The organism is uncultured Roseovarius sp., from assembly GCF_913057115.1.
Classification (GTDB): domain Bacteria; phylum Pseudomonadota; class Alphaproteobacteria; order Rhodobacterales; family Rhodobacteraceae; genus Roseovarius.
Map to the genome: position 1 here is coordinate 15,366 of NZ_CAJXNN010000040.1, position 13,041 is coordinate 28,406.

General features: G+C 62.2%; 11 protein-coding genes. 8 read left to right on the top strand and 3 right to left on the bottom strand.

Annotated features, from left to right (window positions below; genetic code table 11):
- Positions 1-84: 84 nt before the first annotated feature.
- Positions 85-426 carry a RidA family protein gene (locus QZ498_RS14365; RefSeq protein ID WP_294623429.1) on the bottom strand — a complete coding sequence of 114 codons (342 nt, stop codon included), beginning with the start codon at positions 424-426 and terminating at the stop codon, positions 85-87.
- A 126-nt stretch (positions 427-552) separates the two neighbouring features.
- Between QZ498_RS14365 and QZ498_RS14370 the strand changes: the two genes are divergently transcribed.
- Complete coding sequence (locus tag QZ498_RS14370) at positions 553-1,701, top strand: iron-containing alcohol dehydrogenase (RefSeq protein WP_294623431.1); 1,149 nt, start codon at positions 553-555, stop codon at positions 1,699-1,701.
- 49 nt (positions 1,702-1,750) lie between these two features.
- Here QZ498_RS14370 and QZ498_RS14375 read toward each other — a convergent pair whose 3' ends face one another.
- Positions 1,751-2,680, bottom strand: coding sequence for a LysR family transcriptional regulator (locus QZ498_RS14375; protein ID WP_294623433.1), 930 nt, complete (start codon positions 2,678-2,680; stop codon positions 1,751-1,753).
- Between the two features lie 124 nt (positions 2,681-2,804).
- Between QZ498_RS14375 and QZ498_RS14380 the strand changes: the two genes are divergently transcribed.
- Positions 2,805-3,824 carry a D-cysteine desulfhydrase gene (locus QZ498_RS14380; RefSeq protein WP_294623435.1) on the top strand — a complete coding sequence of 340 codons (1,020 nt, stop codon included), beginning with the start codon at positions 2,805-2,807 and terminating at the stop codon, positions 3,822-3,824.
- 116 nt (positions 3,825-3,940) lie between these two features.
- Here the strand turns inward: QZ498_RS14380 and QZ498_RS14385 are convergent, their stop codons facing one another.
- The gene (locus tag QZ498_RS14385; protein WP_294623437.1) at positions 3,941-5,185 is read right to left on the bottom strand and encodes a lytic murein transglycosylase; all 1,245 of its coding nucleotides are present in this window, start codon (positions 5,183-5,185) and stop codon (positions 3,941-3,943) included.
- A 370-nt stretch (positions 5,186-5,555) separates the two neighbouring features.
- Between QZ498_RS14385 and dctP the strand changes: the two genes are divergently transcribed.
- The 6 genes from dctP (at position 5,556) to QZ498_RS14415 (ending at position 12,646) form a co-directional block, all read left to right on the top strand.
- Entirely contained in the window at positions 5,556-6,656 is a 1,101-nt protein-coding gene (gene dctP, locus QZ498_RS14390) for a TRAP transporter substrate-binding protein DctP (protein WP_294623439.1), read from the top strand.
- A gap of 87 nt (positions 6,657-6,743) precedes the next feature.
- Positions 6,744-7,964 (top strand): TRAP transporter small permease subunit, encoded by a 1,221-nt coding sequence (locus QZ498_RS14395; RefSeq protein WP_294623441.1) that lies wholly within the window; start codon positions 6,744-6,746, stop codon positions 7,962-7,964.
- 4 nt (positions 7,965-7,968) lie between these two features.
- On the top strand, positions 7,969-9,327 hold the full coding sequence (locus QZ498_RS14400) for a TRAP transporter large permease subunit (protein ID WP_294623443.1): 1,359 nt from the start codon (positions 7,969-7,971) through the stop codon (positions 9,325-9,327).
- Between the two features lie 27 nt (positions 9,328-9,354).
- Complete coding sequence (locus QZ498_RS14405; protein WP_294623445.1) at positions 9,355-10,671, top strand: FAD-binding oxidoreductase; 1,317 nt, start codon at positions 9,355-9,357, stop codon at positions 10,669-10,671.
- 139 nt (positions 10,672-10,810) lie between these two features.
- On the top strand, positions 10,811-12,256 hold the full coding sequence (locus tag QZ498_RS14410) for an aldehyde dehydrogenase family protein (RefSeq protein ID WP_294623446.1): 1,446 nt from the start codon (positions 10,811-10,813) through the stop codon (positions 12,254-12,256).
- 3 nt (positions 12,257-12,259) lie between these two features.
- Positions 12,260-12,646, top strand: coding sequence for a carboxymuconolactone decarboxylase family protein (locus QZ498_RS14415; RefSeq protein ID WP_294623448.1), 387 nt, complete (start codon positions 12,260-12,262; stop codon positions 12,644-12,646).
- Positions 12,647-13,041 lie beyond the last annotated feature (395 nt).

The window sequence follows — 13,041 nt, forward strand, 5'->3', positions numbered from 1 at the left end:
CCAAGAAGAAGGAGTTGGCTGGTCTTCTTCTTGGTCAAAATACTCAAAATCCGACGGTGGCCATTCAGGGCTTTGCTTGAAGGCTTAGTCGCAGGCGGCGGTAATGATCACTTCGACCTTGAGGACATCACGGGCCAGTTTCGCCTCGCCGCAGGCGCGGGCGGGGGCGTGGCCTTCGGGGACCCATGCGTCCCAGACCTCGTTCATCTCGGCAAAGTACTTCATGTCGGAAATCCAGACGATGGCCTGAAGGATGCGATCCCGCGAGGAACCGGCCTTTTCCAGCAGGGCATCGACACGCGCGAGGCAGTCGCGGGTTTGCTCGGCCACGGTTTCGCCGTCGCCCACTTGGCCGCAGAGGTAGGCCACGCCGTTGTGCTTGACGATTTTGCTCATCCGGGTGGCGGTGTCGATCCGTTCGATCATGGTGCTGTCCTTTTGTGATAAATCTCACCTCGGCAGTATCGCCCGAAGCCGCGGGCGGCAATAGGCCGGGGCTTGCGGAACGGGCGTGGCTGCGCGATGACCGGGGCAAACGCAGGGAGAGACCATATGAGCGATGCTGCATTCACGTTTCTGACGGCCGGGGAAATCTGCTTTGGCCGGGGTGTTGCGGGCAAGGCCGTGGCGCGGGCCTTGGGCTTCGGGGCGCGCGTGCTGATGGTGCATGGGGCAAATCCGGCGCGGGCCGAATGGTTGATGGAGGGCCTGCGCGGCGCCGGGGCAGAGGTTGTGGGCTTCGCCTGTGGGCATGAACCGGATGTCGGGTTGATTGAGGCGGGGGTTGAGGCGGCGCGGGATCATGGCGCGCAGGTCGTCGTCAGCCTTGGTGGCGGGGCGGTGATTGATGCGGGCAAGGCGGTTGCGGCTTTGGTGCCGGCCACGCGGCCCATGCTGGACCATATGGAAGTGGTGGGGCGTGGTCTGCCGCTGGAGGCCGACCCTTTGCCCTTCATCGCTTTGCCCACCACCGCAGGGACCGGGGCGGAAGTGACCAAGAATGCGGTGATTGGCGTACCAGAGGCGGGGCGTAAGGTGTCGCTTCGGGATGCGCGGATGTTGCCCGATCTGGCGCTGGTTGACCCGGGCCTGACCGATGGGCTGCCGAAGGCGGTGACCTTGGCCAGCGGGCTGGATGCGGTCACCCAAGTGATTGAGCCTTACGTGAGTTCCAAGGCGAACCGGATGACCGATGCGCTGTGCCGGGCGGCGATTGCGCCGGGGCTGCGGGCCTTGCGGCTGTTGGTGGATGTGGGCGAGGACCAGGCGGCGCGGGATGACCTGGCATGGTGCAGCCTGTCAGGTGGTCTGGCGCTGGCCAATGCGGGGCTTGGGGCCGTGCATGGGCTGGCGGGGCCGATTGGCGGGGTTTCGCCCGCGCCGCATGGGGCGGTCTGCGGGCGGCTTTTGCCCTTCGTTCTTGAGGAAAACGCGCGCCGGGCCGAGGGCGTGACGGCGGTGCGTTTGGCCGAAGTGCGCGGCTGGATTGCCGAGGCCTTTGGGGGCGCGCCGGATGAGGCCCCGGCAACCTTGGAGGCATGGGCGCGGGAAGCGGGCCTGCCGGGGTTGCAGGCTATGGGATTGGAGCCTGCGCAATTTGGAGCGGTGGCCGAGGCGGCGGTTGCATCGTCTTCGATGAAGGGCAACCCGGTTGCCTTGGATGTCGCCTGCTTGCACAAAATTTTGTATTGCGCGGGCTGAGCGAAAGGCGTTTCGAAACGCCTTTTAACGCAAATTCGAATTTGCGTACTCAAGCGCCGTCGAAGGCGCTTGAGCCAAGGCCTTTCGAAAGGCCTTGGGCCGCGGTGTCGCCGGCGAGGATCGACCATGCCTCAAGCGCGCTGTCCCTTGCGCCTTCGCGCAGGCGCAGTAGCCGGGTTTCGAGGGTGATCTGCAACTCTGTGTCAAACGGGCTGACAAGGGCACCACGGGCAAGGTCATCGAGCACCAAGGAACCAGGGAGCCAGGCCACGCCAATTCCATCCAGTGCGTAGTGATAAGCCGCCAGCGTGAGGGCAGTTTCGGCCTTGCGGTTAAGGTGGGTGCCCGTCGGCAGGCGTGGCCAGACATGCGCGTCCATCACTTGGCCCAGGAACACCTCGCGCGGGTAGGTGATAACCGGCAGGTCGCCATCTTGCAGGGTTTGCGCAACTTCGGGCGTACAGACGGGCCGCAAGGTTTCTTGGCCGAGCGTGTGATCGTGAAAGGCCGGGGTGGGGGCGGCATCACTGCCAGCCAGATCGTAGTTGACCACCAGATCGACCTCGCCCGAGAGCAGCATCAACAGGCATTCATCGCGGTTGCCCGAGCGCACCCGGACAGAGGCCCCGGTCGCTCCGGTCAATTGCCGCACGAGGGCTGGGGAGACAGTGGTGGTGATCGCGTGTTGGCAGGCCAGCGAAATCACCCTGTCTTGCCCGAGTGCCGCGCCGCGCAGGCTGTCGCCCAAGGCGCGCAGGTCTGAGGCGAGGCGGCGCATCTGGGCCTCTTGCGCGCGGATCGCAGGCAGTAGGGTGACAGGCTTGCGGGAGCGGTCGAAAAGCGGCGCGCCGAGGCTGTCTTCGATCGCGCGGATGCGGCGGGTGAAGGCCGATTGCGTGAGGTTGCGCCGCTCGGCGGCGCGCACGAAGGAGCCGGTATCGAGAACCGCAAGGATGTCTTCAAGCCAATCAAGACGCATGTCTTGGTGTGGCGCAAAGCCTATGAAAATGCAAGTTATGCATTTTGAATTGCGCCATTCGCATTTGGATTGTGCGATTTCAGGGTGTATCAGTCGAATTCGTCAACATGAGAGGATACCCGCAATGCATCTTGCCCGCTTCCCCCGCCATTTCCTTGCCCATCTGCCCACACCCTTGGAACGTCTGGACCGCCTGAGTGCGGAACTGGGCGGGCCGGAGATTTGGATCAAGCGCGATGACTGCACCGGGCTTTCCACCGGCGGCAACAAGACCCGCAAGCTGGAATTCCTGATGGCCGAGGCCGAGGCGCAGGGCGCGGATATGGTCATGACCCAAGGCGCCACGCAATCGAACCACGCGCGGCAAACGGCGGCTTTTGCGGCCAAGCTGGGCATGAAGTGTCATATCCTGTTGGAAGACCGGACCGGATCGAACGACCCCAACTATAACTACAACGGCAACGTGTTGCTGGACCATCTGCACGGGGCCACCACCGAGAAACGCCCCGGCGGCGGCGATATGAACGCCGAGATGGAAGCGGTGGCCGACAAGCTGCGCGCCGATGGCAAGAAGGTATACACCATCCCCGGTGGTGGCTCGAACCCCACGGGTGCTTTGGGCTATGTGAACTGTGCCTTTGAACTGCTGAGCCAGGTGAACAGCACAGGCCTGAAGATTGACCATCTGGTGCACGCCACCGGCAGCGCCGGGACGCAGGCGGGCCTGATCACTGGCTTGCAGGCGATGAATGCGCAAATCCCGCTTTTGGGGATCGGCGTGCGCGCGCCCAAGCCCAAGCAGGAAGAAAACGTCTATAACCTTGCCTGTGCCACTGCCGAGAAGCTGGGCTGTGCCGGGGTCGTGAAGCGCGAGGACGTGGTGGCCAACACCGATTACGTCGGCGAAGGGTACGGCATCCCGACCGAGGGTGGTTTGGAAGCGATCCGCATGTTTGCCGAGCTGGAATCGATCCTGCTCGACCCGGTCTATTCGGCCAAGGGGGCCGCGGGCCTGATTGATCTGATCCGCAAGGGGTATTTCAAGAAGGGCGAGCGGGTTGTCTTCTTGCACACTGGTGGGGCGGCGGCCTTGTTCGGCTATGACGCGGCCTTTGATTTCAAGGATCGTTGGGTCACCGTCTAAGCATTGTTCAGGGGATGGACGGAGCGGCCTGCCTGAGTGGCGGGCCGTTTTGCGTTCGGGGGGGCAAGGCGTTTCGAAACGCCTTGGGCCAAGCGATTTCGAAATCGCTTGTTGGTTTACCGCGCCAAGGCCGCTCTCATCCCCGGTTCGGGAAAGCAGGTGGCGCGTTGGCCTGTGGCCTCTTGCCAGCGGCCGATGGAGCGGCGGGTTTTGAAACCGGGTAGGCCATCGGCCCCGCCTACGTCATGGCCCATGCCCTCAAGCCCGCGCTGCATGGCGGCGATGTCTGAGCGGTACATGCGCCCCACGTTGCCCCAGCGACCCTCGAAATCGCCGATGCCATAGGCGATCCGGTCGCCCACGTGACCGACGAAAAGCGCGTAAAGATCGCTCATGTTGTAATCCTTCAGGACATAGAAGTTGGGTGTGACGATGAAGGCCGGGCCGTTTCGGCCTGCGGGCATCAGAAGGTAGCCTTCGCCGCGTTGTTCATGTGCCGGGAAGGCCTTGCCGTTCACCCGCGTGATCCCCATGGCGGCCCAGCGGTTGATCGGGCGGCCTTGGTCGGGGCCTTCGAGGGTGCAGGAGACCGAGGCCGGCACGCGCACTTCAAAGCCCCAGTCGCGGCCTTTCACCCAGCCGTGGCGCGCAAGGTAGTTGCCGATGGAGGCCAGTGTGTCGGCTTCGGAGCGCCAGATGTCGGCGCGCCCGTCGCCATTGCCATCGGCGGCGTATTTCAGGAAGGAAGAGGGCATGAATTGTGGCTGTCCAAGCGCGCCGGCCCAACTGCTTTTCATCGCCCCACTTGGGGCGTGGCCCGCTTGGGCGATTTGCAGGGCGGCGATGAGTTCTTGCGCGAAATACTCGGCGCGGGTGCTCATGAACCCCTTGGTGCCCAGCACTTCGAAGACGTTATGCGGGATGGCGACGCGGCCATAGCCGCTTTCGCGGCCCCAGATGGCAAGGATGATGTGGCCCGGCACGCCGGTGGCGCGTTCGACGCGGGCCAAGGTTTGGGCGTATTGCCGGGCCAGCTTGCGCCCCGTCGCCGTGGCCCCATTCACCGAACCGCGATTGAAATACTTGGCGGGCGCACCGAATTCGGCCTGCCGTTGGCGCTTGGGCGTCTTGGTGCGACTGCCGGGGGGGACGAGATCGGGCAAGTCCCAATTAAGGCGCACACCGTCGAAGGCGGCGTTGAAGGTGGCGCGGCTGACGCCCTTGGCGCGGGCCTGTGGCCAGACGGTTTGCGCCAGCCAGTTTTGGAACTGCGCCTCGACGCGGGCGCGATCTTGGGCGGTGGCGGGCAGGGGGGCCAAGCTGGCCATGACAAGGCCGAAAGCAAGAAGAAGAATGCGCATGATTGCCCTTGGGATGATGATGCTTGGTGAAACTCAACAATAGCAAGATCAGCACATGGGCGGCAGCCCGGCAAGTCTTGTTGTGGGCGATGCGGGGCCAAGGCCGAATCGCGCCGGACTGCGATTCGCCGGTGTTTGATTCGGAGCTTGGCGGCGCGAGGGGCAAGAGAAATTAGAAATTTCTACAAGTATCTGATTAATAACAAGAAGTATTATTTTGCGGTGCGCTAAGTATCGAGCAGAGGGGGTGAATTGGAAAAATATCTTTACCAATTGCTGGCATCGCTTAGTATCGCGGATGTTGCATATGTACTGGCTGGGGAGGAGGTCCCGCCCAGTGCGAGAAACGCATCCAAAGGGAGGAGAACCCATGACCAACAAACCGATTTCACGCCGCGCGGCCCTGAGCGGGCTGGCCACGGCCGGGGCGGCCGGGCTTGCTGCGCCGTCGCTTGCGACAGCACAAGGGCAGACGACCACTTGGAAAATTCAAACCTCTTGGCCCGGTGGGATCGGCCTGCAAATCTTCAAGGATTGGGCCAATTCGATCGTTGAGAAAACCGGTGGTGAGCTGGCATTCGAACCCTTCGGGGCCAAGGACGTCGTGGGCGACTTCCAGCTTTACGACGCGGTGAAAAATGGCGTTCTGGACGCGGTGAACCCGTTCACCATCTATGCCCAAGGGATCATCCCGGCGGCGATGTTCCTGACCAGCTATCCGCTGGGCCTGCGCAACCCGCATGAGTTTGACACCTTCTATTACGGTCTTGGCGGCCTTGAGATGGCGCGCGAGCTTTATGCCAAGCAAAACATGCATTTCGTCGGGCCGATCCACCACGGGCCGAACATCATCCACTCCAAGGTGCCGATCCGCTCGGTCGATGACTTCGCGGGCCGCAAGATGCGTGCGCCCGGTGGCATGGTGGCCGAGCTTTTCTCGGCTTTGGGTGCGAAAACCACGCTGCTGCCCGGTTCGGAAATCTTCCCGGCGCTGGAAAAAGGCACGATCGACGTGGCCGACTACGTGGGCCCGGCGGTGAACTACGCCTTGGGCTTCAGCCAGGTGACCGACTACATTTCGATGGGCCCTCCGGGTTTCATGTCGGTCTATCAGCCGGTCGATATCATGGACCTGACCGTGGGCATGGACAGCTGGAACGCCCTGTCGGACGAGATGAAGCAATTCGTCGAAATGGAAGTGCATGCCTATTCCGATATGCACCACGGCGCGATCCAGAAGGCCGACCAAGAGGCATGGGAGAAGTTCGAGGCCGATGGCACCGAAGTCACCCGCCTGAGCCAGACCGACGTCGAAATCATGACCGAGGTCGCCGTGCCGATCTGGTTCAAATACGCCAACCGCGACAAGGACGCCGCGCGGGTCTTCAAGACGCAGCTTGACTATATGATGTCCGGCTCGCTTGGTTATGTGACGCCTGAAATGGTTGAGGGTCAGACGCTGGATCTTTGATCGGCACCTGATCGACTTCAACGCGCTGCGCCCCCGCCACCATGCCGGGGGCGCGGCCTTCTTTTCCGCTCAGAACGGACGAATTCCATGCCCAGCATCAACTTCATCTTGCCGCATTGGCTGTATTGGGGGACGCTGTTTGTGTTTCCGCTGATCGCCATGGTGATGGCGCGGCGCACGCAGACCAGCGGGTATTCCCTGCCCATTGGCTACATGATCCTGCTGACCGGGGGGCTTTTGGGCCTGCACCGGCTGTATCTGCGGAACCTTTGGGGGCTGATCTTCATCCCGCTTTTCTTTGCCATTCTCTTTGCCAATGCGCAGGGCCGCGAGGCGCGCGAGTTGCAAAGTGAGGCGTCCAATGTGGTCAATAGCGCCCAGAGGGTGATTGAGCGGCTGGAGCCGAAGGTGGCGGGCGCCGATGACAAGATCGCCCAGCTTGAGGCCGATCTGGCCGGGGCCGAGGAGGGCAGCTTTGCCCAGATTCGCGCCGAGCGGAACCTTGAGAAAGCGCGCGAGTCGAAAGTGGCGGATGCCGAGCGGCTGGAAAAGGCGCAGGCCGATCTTGAGGCGGGCAAGCCGGGCCTTCAGGAAGCGGGCGAAAGCCGCGTGTTCTGGTCGAATTTCGCCTTTTATACCTTCCTTCTGATTTGTGCGCTGATGGCGATAGATGCCGTGCTGCTCCCCGGTCTGGTCAAGCGCGCGCAGGTGCGGCTTGAGGCCGAGGGCGACGAGGAATCCCCCGCCGAGCATCGCCTTGAAGAGGTCGAACACGAAGAGGCCGAGGGCGACGAGGCGCATATCCGCACCGGCTTTATCGGGGCGATTGACCGGCTGTCTTTCTACGCGGGCGAATTCGTGAGCTACTGGATGGTGATTGCGGTGCTGGCCTATTACTTCGAGGTGGTGTCGCGTTATGTCTTCAACTCGCCCACGATCTGGGTGCATGAGGGCATGTTCCTGATGTTCGGGATGCAATACCTTGTGGCCGGGGCCTATGCCGCACTGACCGATGCGCATGTGAAGGTGGATGTCTTCTATGCCGAGTGGTCACCGCTGCGCAAAGCGCTCGTGGATCTCTTCACCTCGATCTTTTTCTTCATCTTCGCCGGCACGCTTTTGGTGACGGGGTGGATTTTCGCGATGGATGCGACCGTGGTGAACGAGATTTCCTTCTCCGAATGGACCATCGCCTATTGGCCTTTCAAATGGGCCATCGTGGTGGGGGCGATCCTGCTGATCCTGCAAGGGATCGCCAAGCTGTTGCAGGATTTGGCCACCGTTGGCAATGCAATGAAAGGGGCCTGACGCCATGGGTATCGAAATTGAAATCGGTTGGCTGACCGCCCTGATGTTCGGCAGTTTGATGGTGCTGCTGATGGCGGGGCTTCCCTTGGCCTTTGTCACGGGTGGTCTGGCTTGCGTGTTCCTGTTCATCCTTGGCGATGCGCAGACCCTCAACATCGTGCCGAGCCGGATTTTCCCGCTGATGACCAACTATCAGCTATCGGCGATTCCGTTGTTCATCTTCCTTGCCGCCATGTTGGAGAGGGCGGGGATCATCAACGAGATGTTCGATGTGATCTATAAGCTACTTGGCGGGGTGCGCGGCGGTCTGGCCGCGGCGACGATCATCGCCTCGACCATTCTGGCGGCCATGGTGGGTGTCATTGGCGCCGCCGTGGTGACCATGGGGATCATCGCACTGCCTGCGATGCTGGAACGTCATTATGACCCCAAGATCGCCATGGGCTCGATCATGGCCGGCGGCACGCTGGGCATTCTGATCCCGCCCTCGATTCTGGCCATCATCTATGCGGTTGTGGCCGAGCAATCGGTGGGGGAGCTGTTCATCGGGGCGGTTCTGCCCGGTCTGCTGCTGTCGGGGATGTATATCCTTTACGTGACGGTGATGTGCTATGCCGACCCCAAGAAAGGCCCGCCCATCCCGGTTGAGGACCGGGTGAGCACCGCCGAGAAAATGCGCCTTCTGGGCAATATGGCCGCGCCCATCACCTTGATTTTCGTGGTACTTGGGGTGATCTTTGCAGGTGTTGCCACGCCGGTGGAAGCTGCCGGTATCGGCACCTTCGGGGCCTTCATCGTGGCCGCCATTCACCGCAAGCTGACATGGGCCACCGTGCGCGAGGCCTGCATGACCACGCTGAAGGCCAGTGCCATGGTGATCTGGATCATGTTCGGCGCGACGATCTTCGTTGGGCTTTACGTGCTGGAAGGCGGGCAGGACTTCGTGGAAAGCACAATGACCGGCCTTGGCCTTGGGCCTTGGGGCATCCTGATCCTGATGATGGTGATCCTTGTGGCGCTGGGCATGTTCCTTGACTGGGTGGGTATCCTGCTTCTGGCGGTGCCGATTTTCGTGCCGATCGTGAAAGCCTTGGGCGCGGAATCCTTTGGCCTTGGGTCGGAACGCGATCTCGTCCTGTGGTTCGGGGTGCTTTATCTGGTCAACATGCAGATGAGTTTCCTCAGCCCGCCCTTTGGCTACGCGCTATTCTATCTGCGGGGGGTGGCACCGTCGAACATCCCGATGAGTGACATTTTCAAATCGGCCTTGCCGTTTCTCTTCTTGCAGATCGTGGGGCTGGTGGTGTGTATGTTGTTCCCAGAGGTCATAACTTGGCTGCCTCGGCTGGTCTACGGAGGATAGCCGGGAAGGGATGCAAGGATAGAAACCATGGCGAACTGGACGGGCGAAGCGGCACTTGGAACACCTTACTGGTGGCAGGCCGCCGCGCCCCAAGACCCCGGGCAGGACCTGCCCGGGGTTTGTGATTTTCTGGTGATCGGCGCGGGCTATTGCGGGCTATCCGCCGCCATCGCCGCGCATGACTGCGGGGCCAAGGTGGTCGTCGTGGACGCAGGCGTGCCGGGCGAGGGGGCCAGTAGCCGCAACGGCGGCATGGTGGGCGCGCATCCCCGGCTGGGTTGGGATGATCTGGCCACGAAATTCGGGCCCGCGGTGGCCGATGCCCTGTTTGCAGAGGCGAAACCGGCGCTGGAATGGGTCAGGGGCTTGATCGAGGCTGAGGCGATTGACTGCGATTTCCAACAGACGGGCCGGGTGCAATTGGCTTGGACGCCAAGCCACGCGGCGGCGCAAAAGCGGTTGGCCGACACGGTGCGCGCCAAAAGCGAGGTGCAGGTTGAATTGTTGGATCGTTCCGCCCTGCGCGATGAGATCGAAACAGAGTGCTATCACGGTGGGCTTCTTTTCCCCGAACACGGCGCGCTGCATCCCGCCAAGTATCACGCAGGCCTGATGCAAGCCGCCCTGCGCCGGGGCATCCCGGTGGTGGGGCATGCGGGCGTGTCGGGCTATGAGCGTGCGGAGGCTGGGTTTGTCGTGGAAACTGCCAAGGGCCGCGTGAAAGCGGGCAAGCTGATGCTGGCGACCAATGGCTATACCCGTAAACCCTTCAAATGGCATGTGGCGCGGGTCTTTCCGCTGCCCAGCTATATCATCGCGACCGAGGAGCTGCCTTCGAACCTATTGGGCCACATCGCGCCGGGGCGGCGGATGATGGTGGAAACCCGCGCGCGGCACAGCTATTTCCGACTGTCGCCCGATGGCAAGCGGGTGCTTTTCGGCGGGCGCGCCTCGATGCGCGATTTGCCGATGGATCGCGCGGCGGATCGGATGCGCGACACCATGTGCGAGGTCTGGCCCGATCTGCGCGATGTGAAACTGTCGCATGCTTGGAAAGGCTATACCGGATATAGCTTTACCCATATGCCGCATGTGGGCGAAGACAACGGCCTGCACTATGCGATGGGCTTTTCTGGCTCGGGCACGGTGATGGCGCCCTATCTGGGGGCCAAGGCGGCGTGGCGGGCCATGGGCGATGACCGTGGGCAAACGGCCTATGCCGATACACATCTGACGCGCCATGTGTTGCACCCCTTTGAGGCCCCGCATTTCCTCAAGGCGGCGGATATCTATTACCGCAACTGGGTGGACCGGATGGAAAACCGCGCCGCGCGGCGCGGTTAGGCCTGCGCCGCATGGGGATTGGATTTTGTCGCAGACAAGATAGTCACTGGTGCGTTCCGAACAGACGGGCCATTTGTTGCTTTGCGAGGAAGGTTGCGCAACGGCACGCCGCGGCGGCCCAGACAAAAGAAGGTGTATCATGAAGGACTATTGGCAGAACTACATCGACGGCGAGTGGGTCGACGGCGGCGCGGGCCGTGTCGATGTGGTGAACCCCGGCACGGGCGAGGTTTTGGCGGCACAGGCTTTGGCGGATGAAGCGGATGTCGATCGCGCCGTTCAGGCCGCCAAACGCGTGCATCAGTCCGGCGTTCTGCGCGATATGCGCCCGATTGAGCGGGGCCGTTTGGTGCAGGATATGGGGCGCTATATCCTCGACAATCTTGATGAGCTGGCCAAGGTCCTGACCCAAGAGCAGGGCAAGCCGCTTTGGGAGGCCGAGATCGAGTTGCGCGGTGCGGCGCTCTATTTCGAATATTACGGCAATCAGGCCTCCACGGTGGAAGGCAAGTCGATCCCGCTGGGGGCGGGGTATTATGATTTCACCGATTGCGAGCCTTTTGGCGTATCGGCGCAGATCATCCCGTGGAATTACCCGGTGGAAATGACCGCGCGGTCGCTTTCGGCGGCTTTGGCCACCGGCAACACCTGTGTGATCAAGACACCTGAGCTGACCCCGCTCAGCAATTATATCTTTGCCCATGCCGCCGAGGCGGTGGGCCTGCCCAAGGGGGCGGTCAATATCCTGTGCGGTTGGGGCAATCAGGCGGGGGCGGCCCTGTCGGGCCATCCAGATGTGAACCAGATCGTCTTTACCGGCTCGGTGCCCACGGGTGTCGCCATCGCCACGGCGGCGGCGCAGAACGTGGTGCCTTGTGTGCTGGAACTGGGCGGGAAATCGGCGGCCATTGTGCATGACGACGCCGATTTGGAGGCCTTTGAAAATGACATCCGCTGGGGCATCTATTTCAACGCGGGCCAAGTGTGCAGCGCCATGAGCCGGGTCATCGTACACGAATCGCGGCACGACGAATTGGTCGAACGGGCGGTGAAGGTGGCCAAGTCGCTGTCCGTCGGGCCGGGGATGGAGCGGACCGAGGCGGGGGCCAACATGGGGTCCATGGTCAGCGAAGGTCAACGCGACCGCGCCGCCGGCATGGTCTCGGACGCCGAAGCGCAGGGGGCCAAGGTCGCCACTGGTGGGCGCAAGATGAACATCCCCGGTGCCTTCCTTGAGCCCACGGTGCTGGCCAATGTCACCCCCGATATGACCATCGCGCAGGAAGAGGTGTTCGGCCCTGTCCTGTCGGTACTGAAATTCCGCGACGAGGCGCAGGCGATGGAGATCGCCAATGGCACGCAATACGGCCTTGTCGGTGGGGTGTTCACCGCCGATCTGGACCGTGCCACCCGCGCGGCTCGGCAGATGCGCGCCGGGCAGGTCTTCGTCAACCAATGGTTCGCGGGCGGGGTGGAAACCCCCTTTGGCGGCTACGGCAAATCGGGCTATGGCCGGGAAAAGGGCCGCGAGGCGCTTTGGAATTATGTTCAGACCAAGAACGTTGCTATCAAGTTGAAAGGCTAAGACATGAGCGCATTTGACGAAGACCTGTTCCTCAAGGGGTTAGAACAGCGCAAGGCGACGCTGGGGGCGGAGTATGTCGAGAAGAACCTCGAAGCCGCCGATGGGTTCACGCGGCCCTTCCAAGAGGCGATGACGGCATGGTGCTGGGGATTCGGCTGGGGCGACGAGGTGATCGACGCCAAGACCCGGTCGATGATGAACCTGACCATGCTGGGCGCGCTGGGCAAGATGCACGAGTTCGAGATTCACTGCCGCGGCGCGATCAACAACGGTGTCACCAAGGACGAGTTGCGCGCCATCGTGCATGTCATCGCCATCTATTGCGGTGTGCCGCAAGGCCTGGAATGCTTCAGATCGGCGCGAAAGGTGCTGGACGAACGGGGGATGTAACCCCCTTGGGCGGGGGCGGGTGATTCTGCCCCTGTTCCTGTGGGCTGCACGGCAGGCGGCGCAAGGCTCAGGCGATTGCCGTTCAGCGCTTGTGCGCCCGCAAAACCCCGGTGTGACCGTGTTTTAAGGGGATTTGCGCCCGTCCCGACACAGGGTGTGTGATTAATTCGTCACAACTTTACCAACTCGCATCGGGGCAAGGGGGGTTTCGTTGACAGTTGGGGGCCATTTGCAGCATTTCATCCTCAAGCCGTGTCCAGCCTTGGGGGCGGCGGAAAACGAAACTCTGCTTTGATGGAGGGACACCTTGAAAAAGCATCTTCTCACAACCAGCGCGATCGCCCTCGGCGTAGCCGCTGCACCCGCCGCGGCCCAGGAATGGGACGTGAACGTTG